The organism is Saprospiraceae bacterium (assembly GCA_016714025.1).
Taxonomy (GTDB): domain Bacteria; phylum Bacteroidota; class Bacteroidia; order Chitinophagales; family Saprospiraceae; genus Vicinibacter.
Genome location: JADJOB010000002.1, coordinates 2,517,976 through 2,543,283, shown reverse-complemented (window position 1 = coordinate 2,543,283; position 25,308 = coordinate 2,517,976). Strand labels below are relative to the sequence as shown.

1 protein-coding gene (only partly in view) is annotated in these 25,308 nt (G+C 40.7%); it reads right to left on the bottom strand.

The features are described 5' to 3' along the window. Positions 1–25,308, bottom strand: partial view of an HYR domain-containing protein gene (locus IPJ80_13350; GenBank protein MBK7914470.1) — the 5' portion only. Its footprint begins 4,968 nt before the window's first position; 25,308 of the gene's 30,276 nt are visible here — the first part of the coding sequence; it begins with the start codon at positions 25,306–25,308; the stop codon falls past the left edge of the window.

The window sequence follows — 25,308 nt, the reverse complement described above, 5'->3', positions numbered from 1 at the left end:
GGAAGTTGTACCCCCGCATGCAAGAGGAGCACCCGTATTATTATTAGTTAATACAGGATTGCAACCACCTGAAGTGGTTACAGTTGCCAGCCAATTATTGAATTTCGTATTTATTTGTGATTGAGTCTGGCAAGCAGCTTCTGTCACGTTATTTGGACAATTCAATACAACTGCTGGTGCATTGGATACGGTGAATGTTGCTGTACATGTTTTAGGTGCTTCGCAAGATGAAGTAACCGTAAAGGTGACCGTAGCAGTTCCTCCACATTTATTCGGAGCACCGGTATTGTTGTTAGTTAAAACTGAATTACATCCACCAGAAGTTGTAACAGTTGACAACCATGCATTAAACTTCGAATCAATTTGACTTTGTGTTTGACATGCATTTTCAGTTACATTATTTGGACAAGTTAATACAACCGGTGAACTCTGAACAGTAAACGATGCCGTGCAAGTTTTAGGAGCTTCGCAATCTGAAGTCACTGTGAAAGTAACAGTGGTTGAACCACCACATGCATTTGGAGCACCTGTATTGGTATTTGTTAAAACACCATTACATCCACCCGTAAAGTTTGTTGTATTTAACCAAGTTGTAAACTTCGAATCAATTTGAGCTTGTGTTTGACATGCATTTTCCGTTACATTATTTGCACAAGTCAATACCACAGATGTCGAAGCATTTACCGTAAACGTTGCAGTACAAGTTTTCGGAGCTTCACAATCTGAGGTAACTGTAAACGTGACTGTTTTAGAGCCACCACATGCAAGAGGTGCACCAGTATTATTGTTTGAAATACTGGCATTACAACCACCACTGAAACTAACAGTTGCTAACCAATTTGTGAATTTAGTATCTATCTGACTTTGTGACTGACAAGCAGCTTCAGTTACATTATTTGGACAAGTTAATACAACTACGGGAGCTGCAGTAACTGCAAACGTTGCAGTACAAGTTTTAGGAGCTTCACAATCAGAAGTTACCGTAAATGTCACAGTCTTTGATCCACCACATGCCAATGGCGCTCCGGTATTATTATTTGCAATGCTAGCATTGCAACCACCACTAAATGAAACGGTAGCTAGCCAGCTTGTAAATTTAGAATCAATTTGAGCTTGTGTTTGACAAGCTGCTTCAGTCACATTATTTGGACACGTCAAGACTACTGCTGGTGCTGAAGTTACAGCAAATGAAGCAGTACATGATTTTGGTGCTTCACAATCTGAAGTAACAGTAAATGTAACTGTTGTAGAGCCACCACATGCGCTTGGTGCCCCTGTATTGTTATTAGTAAATACAGGATTACATCCACCACTTGTTGACACCGTTGCCAACCAAGCATTGAATTTGGAATTAATTTGTGATTGGGTTTGACAAGAACCTTCTGTTACGTTATTTGGACAAGTCAACACTACTGGAGACGCAGCAGTTACGGTAAATGAAGCACTACATGTTTTTGGTGCTTCACAATCTGATGTTACCGTAAATGTTACCGTTGTTGATCCACCACAGGCTTGAGGTGCTCCTGTATTATTATTTGTTAATATAGGATTACAACCTCCACTTGTAGCAACCGTCGCTAACCAAGCATTAAATTTAGAATTGATTTGAGCTTGTGTCTGACATTCATTTTCAGTAACATTTGCCGGACATGTTAGTGTAACAGATGTTGCATTACTCACAGTAAATGTGGCTACGCAGGTTCTTGGTGATTCACAATCAGAAGTAACGGTAAATGTAACTGAAGTTGATCCTCCACAATGATCTGGAGCTGTTCCTCCACTGTTTGTCAATACCCCATTACAACCACCGCTAAAAGTTGCAGTTGCTAACCAATTAGTAAATTTCGTATTGATGGCACTCTGCGTTTGACAAGCTGCTTCTGTAACATTAGAAGGACAATTTAAAACAACAGCAGTAGCATTCGATACAGTAAATGTAGCAACACAGGTTTTTGGAGATTCACAATCTGATGTTACTGTAAAAGTTACACTAGCTGTTCCTCCGCAATGATTTGGTGCTCCATTGTTATTATTTGTCAACAAAGAATTGCAACCGCCAGAAGTACTTACAGTTCCCAACCATGCTGCAAACTTTGAATCAATTTGACTTTGGGTTTGACATGCATTTTCAGTTACATTATTAGGACAGGTTAAAACAACCGGTGAACTCTGAACAGTAAATGATGCAGTGCATGTTTTAGAAGCTTCACAATCCGATGTCACTGTAAAGGTAACAGTGGTAGATCCACCACATGCATTTGGAGCGCCTGCATTATTATTATTCAAAACGCCATTACATCCACCCGTAAAGTTTGTTGTATTTAACCAAGCTGTAAACTTCGAATCAATTTGAGCTTGTGTTTGACATGCATTTTCAGTTACATTGTTTGCACAGGTCAACACAACTGCAGTTGCAGCAGTAACTGTAAACGTTGCCGTACAGGATTTTGGTGCTTCACAATCTGAAGTAACAGTAAATACAACAGTTGCAACTCCACCACATGCAGGTGGTGCACCTACATTATTATTAGAGATAGTTGCATTGCAACCACCACTGAAACTCACGGTAGCCAACCAATTTGTAAAGCTTGTATTGATTTGACTTTGAGTTTGACATGCCGGTTCGGTAACATTGTTAGGACAAGTTAAAACAACCGGAGGTGCTGCTGTAACAGTAAATGTTGCAGTACAAGTCTTAGGTGCTTCACAATCAGAAGTAACTGTAAATGTCACAGTCTTCGATCCTCCACAGGCCAATGGTGCTCCGCTATTATTATTAGCAATACTTGCATTGCAACCACCACTAAATGAAACGGTAGCTAGCCAGCTTGTAAATTTAGAATCTATTTGAGCCTGAGTTTGACAAGGAGCTTCAGTCACATTATTTGGACAAGTCAATATCACTGCTGGTGCAGAAGTTACAGCAAATGAAGCAGTACATGTTTTAGGAGCTTCACAATCTGATGTAACTGTAAAAGTCACCGTTGTAGAACCACCACATGCATTCGGTGCACCGGTATTGTTATTAGTAAATACAGGATTGCAACCACCGCTTGTTGACACAGTAGCCAACCATGCATTGAATTTGGAATTAATCTGTGATTGGGTCTGACATGGACCTTCAGTAACATTGTTTGGACAAGTCAACACTACAGGAGGGGCTGCGGTAACTGTAAAGCTTGCTGCACACGTCTTTGGTGCTTCACAGTCAGAGGTCACTGTAAATGTTACTGTAGTTGAACCACCACAAGCATTCGGTGCACCTGTATTATTATTAGTAAACATTGGATTGCAACCGCCACTTGTCGAGACGGTAGCTAGCCATGCATTGAATTTGGAATTAATTTGACTTTGTGTTTGACATGCATTTTCTGTTACATTGCTTGGGCACGTAAGCACAACTGCTGATGCATTGCTTACAGTAAATGTAGCTACACAAGTTTTAGGTGCCTCGCAATCTGATGTAACGGTAAATGTAACTGATGTCGAACCACCACAATGATCTGGAGCTGTTCCTCCACTATTTGTCAATACACCGTTACAACCACCGCTAAAAGTTGCAGTTGCTAACCAATTATTAAATTTCGTATTAATGGCACTCTGTGTTTGGCAAGCTGCTTCTGTAACATTGGTAGGACAATTTATAACCACTGCAGTTGCATTTGAAACGGTAAATGTAGCAACACAAGTTTTAGGAGCTTCACAATCTGAAGTAACCGTAAAGGTTACATTCGTTGTACCACCACAATGGTTTGGAGCTGATCCACCACTATTGGTCAATACTCCATTACAACCACCGCCGAAAGTTGCAGTAGTTAACCAGTTAGAAAATTTAGTATCAATCTGAGCTTGAGTTTGACATGCAGCTTCTGTTACATTACTTGGACAAGTAATAGAAACTCCTGGCGCTGCAGTCACAGCAAATGTTGCAACACAAGTTTTCGGGGCTTCGCAATCTGAGGTAACTGTAAAAGTCACGCTGGTTGATCCGCCGCAATGATCAGGTGCTGAACCGCCACTATTAGTCAACACTCCGTTACAGCCTCCTGTAAATGTAGTGCTGTTAAGCCAGGTATTAAATTTCGTATTGATATCTGCCTGTGATTGACAAGCGGTTTCAGTTACATTGTTTGCACAGGTTAATACTACAGGCGAACTGCTTACTGTAAATGTTGCCACACAGGTTCTAGTCGTTTCGCAATCAGAAGTTACAGTAAATGTTACACTAGTTGATCCACCACATGCAGGAGGTGCGCCATTGTTGTTATTTGTAAACACGCTATTACAACCTCCGGTAGCAGTTGCAGTTGAAATCCAAGTATTGAACTTGCTATTTATTGTAGTTTGAGATTGACAAGCTGCTTCTGTTACATTGTTTGGGCAAGTTAAAACTACAGGTGGCGCAGCAGTTACAGTAAATGTAGCTACACACGTTTTCTGAGGTTCACAATCTGATGTTACTGTAAAAGTAACTGAGGCCGAACCACCACAAGCTAATGGCGCACCAGTATTATTATTATTGATACTTGCATTGCAACCTCCTGAAAAACTAACTGTGTTTAACCAATTATTAAATTTAGTATCAATCTGTCCTTGGGTTTGGCATGGACCTTCCGTTACACTATTTGGACATGTCAATACTACAACCGGAGCATCATTAACAACAAAAGAAGCACTACAAGTTTTAGGAGCATCGCAATCTGAAGTGACTGTAAACGTAACTGTTGTTCCTCCACCACAATGGTTAGGAGCACCAATATTATTATTCGTTAATACAGGATTACAACCTCCTGTTGTTGTAACTGAGTTAATCCAATTATTAAATTTCGTGTTGATATCAGCTTGAGTTTGACATGCTGCTTCTGTAACATTGTTAGGACAAGTTAAAGTAATTGGAGTTGCTGCAGTAACAGTGAAGCTGGCAACACAAGTTTTAGGTGCTTCACAATCTGATGTTACAGTAAATGTGACGCTTGCGCTACCACCACAGTGATCCGGAGCAGTTCCTGCATTATTTGTCAATACCCCATTGCAACCCCCTGTAAAAGTAGCTGAAGCTAACCATGCATTAAACTTAGAATTAATTTGACTTTGAGTTTGACAGTCTGCTTCAGTAACGTTAGTAGGGCAGGTTAATACAATTGGTACGTCATCTATTACGGTAAATGTCGCTACACATGTTTTAGGTGTTTCACAATCAGATGTAACTGTAAATGTTACACTAGTTGATCCACCACAATGATCAGGTGCAGTACCTCCGCTATTAGTCAATACTCCATTACACCCACCACTGAAACTAGCCGTTGCTAACCAAGCATTAAATTTATTATTGATTTGAGTTTGTGTTTGGCAAGCGACTTCAGTAGCATTCGTTGGACAATTTAATACAATTGGAGTATCATCGATTACTGTAAATGTTGCTACACATGTTTTTGGTGCTTCACAATCTGAGGTTACTGTAAATGTTACACTTGCAGTTCCACCACAATGATCGGGTGCAGCACCTCCGCTATTTGTTAAGACACCATTACAACCACCACCAAAAGTTGCAGTAGTTAACCATGTTGTAAATTTATTATCAATTTGAGCCTGAGTTTGACAGGCTGCTTCTGTTACGTTATTAGGACAAGTAATCGTTACACCTGGTGCTGCTGTGACTGAAAAACTTGCAACACAAGTTTTTGGAGCCTCACAATCTGAAGTAACGGTAAATGTTACATTCGTTGTTCCACCACAATGATCTGGTGCAGCCCCTCCGCTATTAGTCAACACACCGTTACAACCACCACTGAAGCTTGCAGTTGCTAACCAATTATTGAATTTAGTATTGATATCAGCTTGTGATTGGCAAGCATTTTCTGTTACGTTGTTTGCACAGGTCAATATAACCGGTGAACTCTGTACGGTAAATGTTGCAACACAAGTTACCGGTGCTTCACAATCTGAGGTAACTGTAAATGTTACACTCGCTGTTCCACCGCAGGCTGGGGGAGCACCTGTATTGTTATTGGTACGTACACTATTACATCCACCACTATTTGTAGCTGTGGCCAACCAATTCGTAAACTTGGTATTGATTTGTGTTTGTGTTTGACAAGCAGCTTCTGTTACATTGCTTGGACAGGTCAGCACCACTGGAGGTGCATTCGTTACAGTAAATGTCGCTACGCATGTTTTAGGTGCTTCACAATCTGAGGTTACGGTGAATGTTACACTTGCACTTCCTCCACAATGATCGGGAGCAGCACCGGCATTATTGGTTAATACACCATTGCATCCGCCAGTAAAACCTGCATTCCCTAGCCATGTATTGAATTTATTGTTGATGTCAGTTTGTGATTGACATGCATTCTCTGTTGCATTGGTCGGACAGGTTAAAACTACTGCTGGTGCATTGCTTACTGTAAATGTTGCTACACATGTTTTTGGTGCTTCGCAATCTGATGTTACGGTAAATGTTACACTTGCTGTTCCTCCACAAGCTGGTGGAGCACCTGTATTGTTATTGGTGCGCACACTATTGCAACCACCACTATGCATAGCTGTGGCTAACCAATTTGTAAACTTGGTATTAATTGTTGCTTGCGATTGACAAGCTGCTTCGGTTACATTGCTTGGACATGTCAACACCACTGCTGGTGCATTCGTTACTGTAAATGTTGCTACACAGGTTTTCGGTGCTTCGCAATCTGATGTAACTGTAAAGGTTACACTTGCTGTTCCACCACAATGATCTGGGGCAGCACCGGCATTATTTGTTAATACACCATTGCATCCTCCTGTAAAACCTGCATTCCCTAACCATGTATTGAATTTATTGTTGATGTCAGTTTGTGATTGACAGGCATTTTCGGTTGCATTTGTCGGACAAGTCAATACTACAACGGGTGCATTTGTAACAGTGAATGTGGCTACACATGTTTTTGGTGCTTCACAATCGGATGTTACTGTAAATGTTACACTTGTAGAACCACCACAATGATCTGGTGCAGTACCTCCACTATTGGTCAATACTCCATTGCAACCTCCTGTAAAGTTTGCAGTTGCTAACCAGTTATTGAATTTGGTATTAATATCTGCTTGTGTTTGACATGCATTTTCGTTTACGTTTGTCGGACAAGTCAATACAATTGGAGTATCATCGATTACTGTAAATGTTGCTACACATGTTTTAGGCGCTTCACAATCGGAGGTCACTGTAAACGTTACACTTGCAGTTCCACCGCAATGATCGGGGGCTCCACTATTATTATTAGTCAATACTCCATTGCATCCGCCAGTGAAACTTGCAGTGCCTAACCATGCATTGAATTTATTATTGATGTCTGTTTGTGATTGACATGCATTCTCGGTAACATTCGTAGGACAGGTCAATACAATTGGAGTATCATCGATTACTGTAAATGTTGCAACGCATGTAACTGGAGCTTCACAATCTGAGGTCACTGTAAATGTTACACTTGCTGTTCCACCACAATGATCTGGGGCGGCACCGGCATTATTAGTCAACATTCCGTTACAACCACCACTGAAGTTAGCGGTTGCTAACCAATTATTGAATTTAGTATTGATATCAGCTTGTGATTGACAAGCATTTTCAGTTACGTTGTTTGCACAGGTCAATATAACCGGTGAACTCTGTACGGTAAATGTAGCAACACAAGTTACCGGTGCTTCACAATCTGAGGTAACTGTAAATGTTACACTCGCTGTTCCACCGCAGGCTGGGGGAGCACCTGTATTGTTATTGGTACGTACACTATTACATCCACCACTATTTGTAGCTGTGGCTAACCAATTCGTAAACTTGGTATTGATTTGTGTTTGAGTTTGACAAGCAGCTTCTGTGACATTGCTTGGACAAGTCAACACCACTGGAGGTGCATTCGTTACCGTAAATGTCGCTACGCATGTTTTTGGTGCTTCACAATCTGAGGTTACGGTGAATGTTACACTAGCACTTCCTCCACAATGATCGGGAGCAGCACCTGCATTATTGGTTAAAACACCATTACATCCGCCAGTAAAACCTGCATTCCCTAGCCATGTATTAAATTTATTATTGATGTCTGTTTGTGATTGACATGCATTCTCTGTTGCATTGGTCGGACAGGTTAAAACTACTGCAGGTGCATTGCTTACTGTAAATGTTGCTACACATGTTTTGGGTGCTTCGCAATCTGATGTTACGGTAAATGTTACACTTGCACTTCCTCCACAAGCTGGTGGAGCACCTGTATTGTTATTGGTACGTACACTATTGCAACCACCACTATGCATAGCTGTGGCTAACCAATTTGTAAACTTGGTATTAATTGTTGCTTGCGATTGACAGGCTGCTTCGGTTACATTGCTTGGACATGTCAACACCACTGCTGGTGCATTCGTTACTGTAAATGTTGCTACACAAGTTTTCGGTGCTTCACAATCTGAAGTTACGGTGAATGTTACACTTGCAGTTCCACCACAATGATCTGGGGCAGCACCGGCATTATTTGTTAATACACCATTGCATCCGCCAGTAAAACCTGCATTCCCTAACCATGCATTGAATTTATTGTTGATGTCAGTTTGTGATTGACAGGCATTTTCGGTTGCATTGGTTGGACAGGTCAAAACTACTGCTGGTGCATTGCTTACTGTAAATGTTGCGACACATGTTTTAGGTGATTCACAATCAGATGTAACTGTAAATGTTACACTTGCAGTTCCACCACAATGATCGGGTGCAGTACCTCCGCTATTGGTCAATACTCCATTACAACCTCCTGTAAAGTTTGCAGTTGCTAACCAGTTATTGAATTTTGTATTAATATCAGCTTGTGTTTGACATGCATTTTCGGTTACGTTTGTCGGACAAGTCAATACAATTGGAGTATCATCGATTACTGTAAATGTTGCAACGCATGTTTTAGGTGCTTCACAATCAGATGTTACGGTAAACGTTACACTTGCTGTTCCACCGCAATGATCGGGGGCTCCACTATTATTATTAGTCAATACTCCATTGCATCCTCCAGTGAAACTTGCAGTGCCTAACCATGCATTGAATTTATTATTGATGTCAGTTTGTGATTGACATGCATTCTCTGTAACATTCGTAGGACAGGTCAATACAATTGGAGTATCATCGATTACTGTAAATGTTGCAACGCATGTAACTGGAGCTTCACAATCTGAGGTAACTGTAAATGTTACACTTGCAGTTCCACCGCAATGATCGGGTGCTCCACTGTTATTATTTGTTATAACTCCATTGCAGCCTCCTGTAAACGTAGCTGTAGCTAACCAGTTAGTAAATTTAGTATTGATGTCAGCTTGTGATTGACAAGCATTTTCTGTTACGTTGTTTGCACAGGTCAATATAACCGGTGAACTCTGTACGGTAAATGTAGCAACACAAGTTACCGGAGCTTCACAATCTGAGGTAACTGTAAATGTTACACTCACTGTTCCACCGCAGGCTGGTGGAGCACCTGTATTGTTATTAGTACGTACACTATTACATCCACCACTATTCGTAGCTGTGGCCAACCAATTCGTAAACTTGGTATTGATTTGTGTTTGAGTTTGACAAGCAGCTTCTGTGACATTACCTGGACAGGTCAACACCACTGGAGGTGCATTCGTCACCGTAAATGTAGCTACGCATGTTTTTGGTGCTTCACAATCTGAAGTTACTGTAAATGTTACACTGGTTGATCCACCACATGCTGGCGGTGCTGTACCTCCACTATTTGTCAGAACACCATTGCAGCCTCCTGTAAAGTTTGCTGTAGCTAACCAGTTATTGAATTTATTGTTGATGTCTGTTTGTGATTGACATGCATTCTCTGTTACGTTTGCTGGGCAATTTAATACTACAGCAGGTGCATTCGTCACCGTAAATGTAGCTACGCATGTTTTTGGTGCTTCACAATCTGAGGTTACGGTGAATGTTACACTTGCACTTCCTCCACAATGATCGGGAGCAGCACCGGCATTATTGGTTAATACACCATTGCATCCGCCAGTAAAACCTGCATTCCCTAGCCATGTATTGAATTTATTGTTGATGTCTGTTTGTGATTGACATGCATTCTCTGTTGCATTTGTCGGACAGGTTAATACAACCACTGGTGCATTGGTTACAGTGAATGTTGCTACACAGGTTTTCGGTGCTTCGCAATCTGATGTAACTGTAAAGGTTACACTTGCTGTTCCACCACAATGATCTGGGGCAGCACCGGCATTATTTGTTAATACACCATTGCATCCTCCTGTAAAACCTGCATTCCCTAACCATGTATTGAATTTATTGTTGATGTCAGTTTGTGATTGACATGCATTTTCGGTTGCATTGGTCGGACAAGTCAATACTACAACGGGTGCATTTGTAACAGTGAATGTGGCTACACACGTTTTGGGTGCTTCACAATCGGATGTTACTGTAAATGTTACACTTGTAGAACCACCACAATGATCTGGTGCAGTACCTCCGCTATTGGTCAATACTCCATTGCAACCTCCTGTAAAGTTTGCAGTTGCTAACCAGTTATTGAATTTTGTATTAATATCTGCTTGTGTTTGACATGCATTTTCGGTTGCGTTTGTCGGACAAGTCAATACAATTGGAGTATCATCGATTACTGTAAATGTTGCTACACATGTTTTGGGTGCTTCACAATCTGATGTTACGGTAAACGTTACACTTGCTGTGCCACCGCAATGATCGGGGGCTCCACTATTATTATTAGTCAATACTCCATTGCATCCTCCAGTGAAACTTGCAGTGCCTAACCATGCATTGAATTTATTATTGATGTCTGTTTGTGATTGACATGCTAATTCTGTTGTGTTAGTTGGACATGTTAATACAATTGGTGTATCATCGATTACTGTAAATGTCGCAACACAAGTTACCGGTGCTTCACAATCTGATGTCACTGTAAATGTTACACTTGCAGTTCCACCGCAATGATCGGGTGCTCCACTGTTATTATTTGTTATAACTCCATTGCAGCCTCCTGTAAACGTAGCTGTAGCTAACCAGTTAGTAAATTTAGTATTGATATCAGCTTGTGATTGACAAGCATTTTCTGTTACGTTGTTTGCACAGGTCAATATAACGGGTGAACTTTCTACCGTAAATGTTGCAACACAAGTTACCGGTGCTTCACAATCTGAGGTAACTGTAAATGTTACACTCGCTGTTCCACCGCAGGCTGGGGGAGCACCTGTATTGTTATTGGTACGTACACTATTACATCCACCACTATTTGTAGCTGTGGCTAACCAATTTGTAAACTTGGTATTGATTTGTGTTTGTGTTTGACAAGCAGCTTCTGTTACATTACTTGGACAAGTCAGCACCACTGGAGGTGCATTTGTCACCGTAAATGTCGCAACACATGTTTTGGGTGCTTCACAATCTGAGGTTACGGTGAATGTTACACTTGCACTTCCTCCACAATGATCGGGAGCAGCACCTGCATTATTTGTTAAAACACCATTACATCCGCCAGTAAAACCTGCATTCCCTAGCCATGTATTAAATTTATTATTGATGTCAGTTTGTGATTGACATGCATTCTCTGTTGCATTGGTCGGACAGGTTAAAACTACTGCAGGTGCATTGCTTACTGTAAATGTTGCTACACATGTTTTTGGTGCTTCGCAATCTGATGTTACGGTAAATGTTACACTTGCACTTCCTCCACAAGCTGGTGGAGCACCTGTATTGTTATTGGTGCGCACACTATTGCAACCACCACTATGCATAGCTGTGGCTAACCAATTTGTAAACTTGGTATTAATTGTTGCTTGCGATTGACAAGCTGCTTCGGTTACATTGCTTGGACATGTCAACACCACTGCTGGTGCATTCGTTACTGTAAATGTTGCAACACATGTTTTCGGTGCTTCACAATCTGAAGTTACGGTGAATGTTACACTTGCTGTTCCTCCACAATGATCTGGGGCAGCACCGGCATTATTTGTTAATACACCATTGCATCCGCCACTGAAACCTGCATTCCCTAACCATGCATTGAATTTATTGTTGATGTCAGTTTGTGATTGACAGGCATTTTCGGTTGCATTTGTAGGACAAGTCAATACTACAACGGGTGCATTTGTAACAGTGAATGTGGCTACACATGTTTTTGGTGCTTCGCAATCTGATGTTACGGTGAATGTTACACTTGCAATTCCTCCACAATGATCGGGTGCTGCACCTGAATTGTTAGTCAACACTCCATTGCAACCTCCTGTGAAACTTGCAGTAGCTAACCATGCGTTGAATTTATTGTTGATGTCAGTTTGTGATTGACATGCATTTTCGGTTGCATTCGTAGGACAGGTTAAAACTACAGCCGGTGCATTTGTTACAGTAAATGTTGCTACACAAGTTTTTGGTGCTTCACAATCTGAAGTCACTGTAAAGGTTACACTCGCAGTTCCACCACAATGATCCGGAGCTGCACCTGCATTGTTTGTCAACACTCCATTGCAGCCTCCTGTAAACGAAGCTGTAGCTAACCAGTTAGTAAATTTAGTATTGATGTCAGTTTGTGATTGACATGCATTCTCTGTTACATTAGTCGGACAGGTTAATACGACTGCGGGTGCATTTTGAACTGTAAACGTAGCAACGCATGTAACTGGAGACTCACAATCTGAAGTAACTGTAAATGTTACTGATCGACTTCCTCCGCAATGATCAGGCGCAGCTCCTCCGCTATTAGTCAATACACCATTACAGCCTCCAGTGAAACTTGCAGTGGTAAGCCAATTCGAAAATTTAGAATCAATAGTTGCTTGTGATTGACAAGAAAGTTCTGTTGTATTACTTGGACAAGTTAACACAACAGATGTCGCTGTTGTAACTGTAAAACTTGCTACGCAGGTAACCGGGCTTTCACAATCTGATGTAACTGTAAATGTTACACTTGTTGTTCCACCACAATGATTTGGTGCACCTGTATTATTGTTAGTTAAAGTACCATTGCAACCTCCTGAAAAGGTGCTAGTGGCTAACCAATTATTAAATTTAGTATTAATGTCAGCTTGAGATTGACATTCAAGTTCGGTTACATTATTTGCACAGGTTAATACTACTGGAGAACTCTCCACAGTAAATGTTGCTACACATGTTTTGGGTGCTTCACAATCAGATGTAACAGTAAACGTTACACTTGCTGTTCCACCACATGCTAATGGTGCTCCAGTATTATTATTGGTCATTACAGAAGCGCAACCTCCACTAAAGTTGGCTGTAGCAAGCCAATTTGAAAATTTTGTATTTATTGCAGATTGTGTTTGGCAAGCTGCTTCAGTTACATTAGCAGGGCAATTTAAAACTACAGCCGGTGCATCAGTAACCGTGAATGTACGTACACATGATTTTGGAGATTCGCAGTCAGAAGTTACAGTAAAGGTTACACTAGCTGTTCCTCCACAAGCGAGTGGTGCACCCGTATTATTATTAGTTAACACACCGTTGCAACCTCCGGTAAAAGACATAGTTGATAGCCAATCGTTAAACTTCATGTTTATGGTAGATTGAGATTGGCAAGCAGCTTCTGTCACATTATTTGGACAAGTTAAAACCACTGCAGGAGCAGGATCAACTGTAAAAAATGCTTCACAGGTTACAGGTGCTTCACAATCTGAAGTTACCGTAAAGGTTACTGCAACCGTTGATCCACCGCATCGATTTGGTGGGGCCGGTGCATTATTAGTCATAACTCCATTACAACCCCCGGAAAACATTGCTGACGCTATCCAGTTATTGTATTTTGTATCAATGTCGGTTTGAGATTGACAAGCAGCTTCTGTCTTATTTGCTGGACAAGTAAGTACAACAGTTGGAGCATTTGTTACAGTAAATGTTGCTACACATGTTTTGGGTGCTTCACAATCTGATGTTACTGTAAACGTAACAGATCTTGATCCACCGCAACGATTCGGAGCTGAACCGCCACTGTTGGTCATTACTCCATTACATCCGCCGGTAAAGTTTGCAGTTGTCAACCAGTTACTAAACTTCATGTCAATATCAGCTTGAGATTGACATGAATTTTCAGTCAAATTTGTTGGACAATTTAATACCACTGCTGGTGCATTCGTTACCGTAAATGTTGCTACACAAGTTTTTGGTGCTTCACAATCTGATGTCACAGTAAATGTGACTGATTTTGATCCACCACAAGCCATGGGTGCACCTGAATTGTTATTTGTATACACAGGATTGCAGCCACCTGAATAACTAAATGTATTGATCCAATTTGAAAATTTGGAATCAATTGTCGCCTGTGTTTGACAAGCAGCTTCGGTAACGTTGGAAGGACAAGTCAAACTAATTACCGGAGCATTTTGTACAGTAAATGTGGCAACACAGGTTTTTGATGATTCACAATCGGATGTAACCGTAAATGTTACCGATTTCGATCCTCCGCATGCTGAAGGTGCTCCACTGTTATTATTTGTAGTAATAGGGTTACAACCACCGGTTACAGAAACAGAACTCAACCAATTTGCAAATTTAGAATCAATGGTTGATTGTGACTGACATGATAGTTCAGTTGTAATGCTTGGACAGGTTAATACAACTGGAGGTGCAGTTGTTACCGTAAAACTCGCAACGCATGTTCGGGTAGTTTCACAATCAGAAGTAACGGTAAATGTTACGGATGTTGTACCGCCACAGGCTAATGGAGCTCCTGTATTATTGTTTGTTAAAACTGGATTGCATCCACCTGTAAGTGAAACCGTACTCAACCAGGCATTAAATTTTGAATTAATAGTTGATTGAGATTGACATTCAAGTTCTGTAGTATTGGATGGACATGTTAACACAACCGGAGGTGCATTCGTAACAGTAAATGTTGCTACACAAGTTTTGGGTGCTTCACAATCAGATGTTACTGTAAACGTTACACTCGCTGTTCCACCACAAGCTAATGGTGCTCCTGTATTGTTATTTGTACGTACACTATTGCAACCTCCACTGTGAGAAACTGTCGCCAACCAATCTGAAAATTTAGTATTTATTTGACTTTGTGTTTGACATGGTGCTTCCGTTACATTTGCTGGACAATTTAATACAACAGGCGGCGCGTTTGTAACCGTAAATGTTCGAACACATGATTTAGGTGATTCGCAATCGGATGTAACGGTAAATGTAACACTTGCAGTTCCACCGCAAGCAAGTGGTGCGCCTGTATTATTATTAGTCAACACACCATTACAACCACCTGTAAATGACATCGTGGCCAACCAGTCATTAAATTTTGTATTGATTGTTGACTGTGTTTGGCATGCTGCCTCTGTCACATTATTTGGACAGGTCAATACGACTGAAGGAGCGGGCTCAACAGTAAACATTGCTTCACAAGTCACTGGGGCTTCGCAATCCGAAGTTACTGTAAATATTACAGTAATTGGTGAACCACCACAATGATTTGGTGGGGCAGGTGCATTGTTGGTTAACACCCCATTACAACCTCCTGTAAAACTTGCAGATGCTAACCAATTATTATATTTTGTATCTATATCAGCTTGTGATTGACATGCTGCTTCGTTTTTATTTGATGGACATACTAAAATGATTGAAGTTGCATTACTAACCGTAAAAGTTGCTACACAAGTTTTAGGTGCTTCGCAATCAGAAGTTACTGTAAACGTTACTGATTTAGAACCACCACAGTGATTAGGTGCGCTTCCTCCATTATTTGTAAGCATTCCATTGCATCCTCCGGTAAATCCGGCAGTTGCTAGCCATGCTGAATACTTTGAATCAATTGTTGCTTGAGATTGACAAGCTGCTTCCGTTACATTAGAAGGACAAGTTAAAACTACTACAGGTGCATTGCTGACTGTAAATGTGGCTACGCATGTTTTTGGTGCTTCACAATCAGATGTCACAGTAAAAGTAACGGAACGAGAACCTCCACAATGATCCGGTGCCGATCCACCACTGTTGGTTAAAACGCCATTGCATCCTCCGGTAAATGTTGCACTGTTAAGCCAGTTATTAAATTTGGTATTGATATCTGCTTGACTTTGACATGCATTTTCTGTGACATTTGAAGCACAGGTCAATACCACGGAAGGTGCATTTGTAACTGTAAATGTCGCTACGCATGTTTTTGGTGCTTCACAATCTGAAGTAACAGTAAATGTAACTGATTTAGAACCTCCACAATGGTCAGGTGCGCCTGAATTATTGTTTGTAGAAACAGGATTACATCCACCACTTGTACTTACTGATGCTAACCAGTTATTGAATTTTGTATTAATGTCTGATTGGGATTGACATGAATTCTCTGTTACATTGTTTGGACAAGTTAAAACCACTGGAGGAGCATTTGTAACTGTAAAAGTAGCCACACATGTTTTTGGTGCTTCGCAATCTGAAGTCACTGTAAAAGTTATCGAAGCGGATCCACCACAAGCCATTGGTGCGCCTGTATTATTGTTTGTAGAAACAGGATTACATCCACCACTTGTGCTAACTGTTGCAAGCCAAGCATTGAATTTTGAATTTATTGTTGCTTGCGTTTGACACGCATTTTCTGTCACATTTGATGGACATGTCAACACCACAGGAGGTGCATTTGTAACAGTAAATGTTGCAACACAAGTTTTCGGTGCTTCGCAATCTGATGTAACGGTAAATGTAACTGATTTTGATCCACCGCAATGATCAGGGGCTGTTCCACCATTATTAGTTAATACACCACTACATCCTCCTGTAAAACCTGCATTTGACAACCAGGCAGAAAATTTAGAATCAATAGCTGCTTGTGTTTGACATGCATTTTCTGTGACATTGGACGGACAAGTTAACACAACAGGTGGTGCTGCTGTAACAGTAAAAGTTGCAACACAAGTTTTTGGTGCTTCGCAATCTGATGTAACGGTAAATGTAACTGATTTTGATCCACCGCAATGATCAGGGGCTGTTCCACCATTATTAGTTAATACGCCACTACATCCTCCTGTAAAGCCTGCATTTGACAACCAGGCAGAAAATTTAGAATCAATAGTTGCTTGTGTTTGACATGCATTTTCTGTGACATTGGATGGACAAGTTAACACAACAGGTGGTGCTGCTGTAACAGTAAAAGTTGCAACACAAGTTTTTGGTGCTTCGCAATCTGATGTAACGGTAAATGTAACTGATTTTGATCCACCACAATGATCAGGGGCTGTTCCACCATTATTAGTTAATACACCACTACATCCTCCTGTAAAACCTGCATTTGACAACCAGGCAGAAAATTTAGAATCAATAGCAGCTTGTGTTTGACATGAATTTTCTGTGACATTGGATGGACAAGTCAATACTACAGGAGGAGCATTTGTAACTGTAAAAGTAGCAACACATGTTTTAGGTGCTTCACAATCAGAAGTAACAGTAAATGTAACCGATTTTGAACCACCACAATGATCAGGGGCACTGCCTCCATTATTTGTAAGCATGCCATTGCATCCTCCGGTAAATCCTGCATTTGCCAACCAGGCAGAAAATTTAGAATCAATGGCTGTTTGTGTTTGACATGCATTTTCTGTGACATTGGATGGACAAGTCAATACAACAGGTGTTGCATTCGTAACTGTAAATGTTGCAACACAAGTTTTTGGCGAATCACAATCTGAGGTGACTGTAAATGTAACAGTTGTAGAACCACCGCAATGATTTGGTGCTGCTCCTGCATTATTCGTATGATTTGGATTACATCCGCCACTTATTGTAGCGGTAGCTAACCAAGCACTGAATTTTGAATCAATTGCAGTTTGTGTCTGACAGGCTGTCTCTGTAACATTACTTGCACAAGTTAAAACAACAGGGGGTGCTGTAGTAACTGTAAACGTTCTTACACAAGTTTGTGGATCTGCACAATCACTGGTTGCTGTGAAAGTAACTGAAGTAGTTCCACCACAAGCCGGCGGTGCACCTGTATTGTTATTGCTAAACATCATATTACAACCTCCGGTTGCACTTGCACTGTTTAACCAGGTATTAAATGCTGAATTTATAGCTGCTTGTGTTTGACACGCCGCTTCCGTTTGATTATTAGGACAGGTAAGGAATGGGCCTGGCTTGGGATCTACTTGAATGTCTTGAACACAACTGGCTTCATTGCCACATGAATCCATAACAGTCCAGGTTCTGTGTATCAATTTATCACCTGGACAATCTCCAGGTATAATATCATCTGAATAATCAGGATCTAACATGCCATCCGTACAATTATCTTCTGCTGTGGCAAACCCAGTTGCCCCAGGTTCTGTAGATTGTTCACAATCCACTGTTACATTCGGAGGACACATGATAGTCGGTGCTGCCGTATCAATTGCGGTTATATTTTGAATCGCGGAATTAATGTTATTGCAATCATCTGTTACAATCCATCTTCTCATGATAATCATTTCATCAGGACAAGCACCTGTTGTAATTTCATCTACATATTCAACACGAGGATCCGGATCACAATTGTCTTTAACATTGGTTGGAATACCAGTAATATCAGGAGAAGCATCATATCCACAAGAATCATATTCTACAAATGCTCTTAACTGAACATTATCTAATAATAATGCCGCTGGACCAGTGCCAACACTTCCTGAATACGTAATTCTAAAAAATAATTTTGATACACTTTGTGTAAATGGAAATTTAGCGGTGTCCTGAACCCATGTATCTAATGTAAGTTTATGCGAATCAAATTTATTCCAGACAACACTATCCAAACTATAATAATAATGCAAGGTATCAGCACTTGCACTGTCTTTCTTATATGCTTGTGTATATAATTCAAAGTCTTTACAAATTGGCAAATAAAGTCCACTCACATTAAATTGCCAATACCCAGCGCGATCAGAAGTATCTACTCGTAAAGCTTTTCCAGCAACATTGTTTACTCGATAAGCCAGTGTGCCAGTTACTGTACCTGTATCCGTATTAAATCCAACGGAACTGGTATCGATTTTTGATTTAACTCCAAAATATAAGTACGGTGTTAACTTAGAATAGGAGTTACCAATGTTAAAATCATAAGCTAATAAAGTATTTGTATCAGCAACTGCAGCTCCTTTATAAATTGTTATGTCAGCAGGCTTATCAAATTTTGGTCTTGAAGTATCGCTGACGGTAATTAATTGTGTTTGCTCATTAGCTAAATTCCCGCAACTGTCCATCAAGGACCAATTTCTATAAATTAAATGCGATCCATCACAAGGCGTTGCAACCAAAGAATCACAATAACTTGCTTGAATATTTGGATTACATGCATCAAATTCATCTGTAACATCTCCTGTAATCGCTGGAGATGGATCATACGTACAACAGACATCCGCACGCACTTGAAAATTATCTAAATAAAGATCTTTTGGCGAACTTCCTGAACCACCAGAATAGGTGACACGGAAAAATAAACTATCAGGATTGGATACACCAGGAACACTAGCAGTATCCTGAACCCAACTACCCAGTGTTAAAGCTTTTGTTCTAAATGTAGTCCAGCTTGTGCCATTCAAACTGTATTGCAATTTTAAAGAATCGGCACTACCAGCACCATTTTTCTTTGCCTGAATGTATACTGCAAAATTGGTAGATTTTGTAAGGTTGTCGCCTTTGATATTAAACTGCCAATGGCCAGGAGTATCTGAAGTATCCACCCTCAAACCTTTTCCGCCATTTGGATTGTTGGTATAAGCCAGTGTGCCTGAAGCTACACCAACTGTTGATTTATAAATATTAGAACCTGTAGCAATAGTGGAAGTGATTTCAGGAAATAGAACCGGACATAAAGAAGCATAGCTTGTTCCCGAATTAAAATCATAATTAACTAATGTAGCTGTATCAGGTGAAACATTGCTTTTATAAATTGTAATATTTGGCGGTGCGGTAAATGTTGGAGGAATCGTATCAATTCCTACAGTAAAAGTTGCAACACATGTTTTGGGTGCTTCACAATCTGAGGTAACTGTAAAGGTAGCAGATGAAACTCCACCGCAAGCTGTTGGAATGCCCGTATTCATATTGGTCAACACTCCGTTGCATCCACCCGTAAAGGATGCAGTTGCTAACCAGGCATTGAATTTTGATTGAATGACTTCAGTTGACTGGCAAGCATCTTCTGTGACATTAGCAGGACAGTTTAATGTAACCACAGGTGCGTTGGTTACTGTAAATGTGGCGCTGCAAGTTCGCGTTGTTTCACAATCGGATGTTACAGTCCAGGTTACTGTTCGTGAACCACCACAAGCTGGAGGTGCACCCATATTATTATTTGTAAATACTGGATTACAACCACCACTTGCTGTTGCAGAATTAAACCAACTTGCATATTTTGAATCAATGGCAGCCTGCGATTGACAAGCTGCTTCGGTAACATTTGATGGACAGGTTAAAACTACCGGAGGGGCATTGTTTACCGTAAAAGTAGCTGTACATGTTTTGGGTGCTTCACAATCTGAGGTTGCAGTAAATGTAACCGTTCTTACTCCTCCACAAGCTGGCGGTGCACCCGTACTGTTGCTGGTAAAGTTGACATTACAACCACCACTATACGATGCCATTGCAAGCCAGTCATCATACTTAGCATTGATAGCAGCTTGTGTTTGACACGCTACTTCAGTGGTATTACTTGGACAGGTCAATACAACGGATGTGGCATTAACTACAGTAAATGTTGCCGAGCAGGTTTTTGGTGCTTCACAATCAGAAGTCACTGTCCATGTTACTGTTTTTGAACCACCACAAGCCGAAGGAGCTCCAGTACTATTATTTGTAAATACAGGATTACAACCACCTGAAGTTGTTGTTTCTGAAAGCCAATTACTGTATTTTGTATTGATTTGAGATTGAGTTTGACATGCAACTTCTGTTACATTGGATGCACAGTTTAAAACTACAGCAGTTGCTGCTGTAACTGTGTAGGATGCCGTGCATGATTTGGGTGCTTCACAATCTGAGGTAACCGTAAATGTTACTGTTGTTGAACCACCACAGTGGTTAGGAGCACCTGTATTATTATTTGTTAGAACCCGATTACATCCTCCACTGGCTGTAGTAGTAGCAAGCCAGTTATTGAAGTCTGAATTAATAGCAGCTTGTGTTTGACATGCTGCTACAGTCTTATTACTTGCACAAGTCAGGACTACTGCAGTGGCATTAGTGACTGTAAAGCTTGCGCTACAAGTCTTTGGTGCTTCACAATCTGAGGTAACTGTAAATGTTACAGTCATAGAACCACCGCAAGCCGAAGGGGCCCCTGTATTATTATTTGTCAGGACCCGATTGCAGCCACCACTTGCTGTCGTGGTTGCCAGCCAATTCGAAAATTTTGTGTTAATGGTTGATTGGGACTGACAGGCTGCTTCTGTAACCGAAGAAGCGCAAGTTAAAGTCACTGCCGAGGCATTGGTGACAGTAAAACTTGCCGTACATGTTTTGGTACTTTCACAATCACTGGTTACTGTAAATGTAACGGTCTTTGAACCCCCGCAAGCAGAAGGAGCTCCCGTATTATTATTAGTAAGCACTCGATTACAACCACCAGCTGAGGAGGCAGTTGCCAACCAATCACTGAATTTTTGATTGATTGCGGATTGGGTTTGACAAGCAGCTTCTGTTACATTGGAAGGACAGGTAATACTTACATTGGTATAACTTACAGTAAAACTTCTGCTACAGGTAGTAGTACCACAAACACTGGTAACTGTAAATGTTACATTTTTTGTACTTGCAGCACAGCGTGAAGGAGGAGAACCCCCATTATTGGTTAATGAAGCTCCAGGACATCCTCCTGTAAAACTTGCACTTGCCAACCAAGCATTGTAGGTTGAGTCAATTCGAGCTTGAGGCTCACAAGATGATATGGTAGTATTGGCTGGACATGATAAGGTAATGTCAGGTGCATTTGTAACGGTGAATGTCGCAGAACAGGTTACATCGTTTTGACACGAACTGGTTGCTGTAAAAGTTACTGTTTTAACCCCGCCACAATTATTTGGTGCCCCTGTGCTGTTATTGGTTACGACCGTATTGCAACCTCCGGTCACTCCAACCGTTGCCAACCAGGCATTGTATGAATTATTAATATCAGCTTGTGTCTGACAATTATTTTCGGTTTTATTGGTTGGGCAGGTCAGCACCACTGGAGGAGGCATCGAGTCATTCGTAATAAATTTAGAAGTACAGGTTGTTGTAAAAGGTGCACAGGCACTGGTATAGGTAAACGTAACCGTGACAGTATCTCCACAAGCATCCGGAGGACCCGGATTGTTGTTGGTTAAAACACCATCACAACCACCACCACCTTTGGCTGTCGCGAGCCAGGCGGTGTAATGTGCGTTGACAGTATCTTGAGTTAAACAAGGAGTCTCATTTTTTTGATCCGGGCATTTTAATTCCACACAACGATAATCTTCAACTTCTCCATCAGTAGCTGGCAAAATGGAACGATCATCCACTGCAAATCCAGCTTGATATGCATCGGTCAATGAATCCGTTGTGATCCGAACCCTTAAATATTTAGCAGTATCAGAGCCTGAAATGGTAATATTGCTCCAGGTTAAAGTTTTAGATCGATTTACAGATCCGCTGGTCACTGTATCAATTCTGGCTTCCGTACTATCAAAGAAAATATTTCCATTGAGGTTTAACCAGGCATATAAGTAAGCAACAGAACCTGTTAGGTTGGTGATACTATCTACTGTAACAGAAATCGTTTGAGGTCCACCGGGTGCAAAAGAAGGCGGATTTGCTACACTGTTTTCATCATCAGCTTTATTCAAATCGTCCCTGTTTGCATTTCCATTGGTACCTAATGTGGAAGTCTCAGCATCTACCGTCCCCAAACTTATGGTTCCGCATCGAATCGTGTGGTACGGCGTTTTACCCATAGGGGCATCTGCAAAATCTGTTTCTACAATGGAGGTAACCTCAATTTCAAAAATGACATGTGAGTCATTGCCCCCATTTGATTTCGTTTGGTCAAAACCACCTTGAATGATGGAAGGTAAGGTAGAAGCCGTGGAACTATGTATGGTAGTACCTACAAAAATACTACTGCCATTTACAAACAAATGGTTGGAGCCTCTTGGATCCCCAATGATCCCCAAATAATCATTATCCGTTCCACCAACATAAGTACCATACAATAGTGTATCCAAATTACCCGTAAAAGCAGAAAAAAACATATCAGATCCTCCTCGTGAAGTAGCTTGATAAAATGGATCCGATCCGATATTTTTAACGGGTAATCCTGAACCTGTTACCGTACCCCATACCAACAAAAAGGTACTGGTTGCACCGGTACAGGTAGTGGTGGTTACTTGTTTAATCCCATTTCCTAATTCAGGATTTCCGCCACCATAAAATGTGGCCTTATATGAATTTCCATTCGTTGCTATTTTTCCAATGATGGCATCCTGACCTCCATTATAAGAGGCGTCATACCGATTCCCTGAACCAGTTGGAAATCCAGTCCCTACTGAACCCGTAAAATAAAGCGTATCCCCATAAATTTCAATATCAAAAATTCGGTCGTTTCCGGAACCTCCTATCTCATCAAAATACTCCATAGTAATCCCATCTCCTGACAATTGGCCTATCAATCCATCGTTATTATTTCCACCATCCCGTGGCGTATTACTTCCATTGACCTCTGTTACATTCACATTTCCCCATCCTGAAAAAATAATTTTTCCTGCTGGTGTAACTTCCATGTCATTTAAAGTTTCCGCTCCACCATTTCCAATATAAGTACCCCAATGGATGTTATTGATTGTATCGAATCTACAAATAAACATATCGGTATTTCCTCCTCCGAAACTAGACTGATAAGGATTTGTTGAAGGTACATAAGCTGTAGGCAATGCTAAGTCTGGTGTAAATCCGCATACAAAACTGGTATCACTCAATGCCTGTATTGAAGTAACTCCAAAAGTTTCATTACCAGCATCACTTCCTAAATAAGTCGAATAATGCAGTGTGCCTAAATCTCTGGAAAAGACGGCAATAAAAGCATCTATAGCGCCTCTGGTATTATCAAAAGGACTGCCTGTCATAGGGATGTCCACCGTTGTGTAGCCTCCAATAAAAACACGATTTTGAGATAAACTCAAAGCATGAGCAACTGTTTGATTCCCATTTACATATGTACCAGAAGCCCTACCATACAATGTTAAATCAATCAGGTCATTACCGGTTGAGCTTATGCGATACAATACGGCAGCACTCCTTGTGGTATTAGAACCTCCTCCTAAGCCTGCACCTAAATCGTTTACATATCCATTCGCATCATATGGTGCAGAATTAAATGTTATATTTTTATTAGTTGCTCCAGCACAATACATGATTGAAGTAAGAGTATCCAATTGGATGGCATACAAATATTCATCAAATGTTCCAGATTGATCATCCATATAGGTTCCCCAACTTAAAGTCGGGTCGATAACGATTGGCAGGGCAGGATCAAAAGATGATTTGGTATTAAAACCTACATGAGACTTATCCAGCTTAATGAAATTAAAAGCCAGTTCTTTCTTGCCATCAGGTGTTACTTGATAAGATTCAGGAATATGAAAAGATACATCAGTAAAATGCAAGCCCACTTTGAGTTCACCATTTCTACCAATGTCCAGTTTATCATGTCCCGTAAAATTCATATTGATGTTGTGGTAATCTGCTCCCGGGGCAATGATCCAGTCAAACTCCATAGCCCCATTGTCATCGCTGTACAACCTTAAATCTATCCCTGGATATATGTTTTTAAATAACAAATCCTTGGCAGCGCGCACATGAGTAGCCCATTTAGTTGAATCTGAATCCAGGAAATAATTGTATCGGGTTTCAAAAGTTTTTCCTAATTCGATTGCAGCGCCGAGATTGGCGCCTTCAAAATGCAAAGTAAACGTATGGGTCCCAGCCAACATGGGTTGATCTTCCAGAATTGTTTTTTCTTTATCTGTTATTTGTTCTTCTTTTTTAAGGGATATATAATCCAAGGCAGTAAATCGAATGCGGTCTCTTTCTACACTGACCGCTCCTTGCCGACTTTCAAAATAATAAAGTACTTTGGAATTCCCCAATTGCCCTTTGTTTTCCATAAACCGGATGGTTTCTGCATTCTTCTTGAGCGTTTCACGTACTTTTTGTTCCATTTCAGGAGTAGGGGATATCTTACCCTGGGCATAAGTGCCTGATTGAACAAGGGTTAAACTTAAAACTACAGAAAGAAGCCAGGTTTTTAAGAATCCTGATGATTTAGTAAAACAAGAAAAGTACTTTTTCAAAGGCATATAATCGTGCAT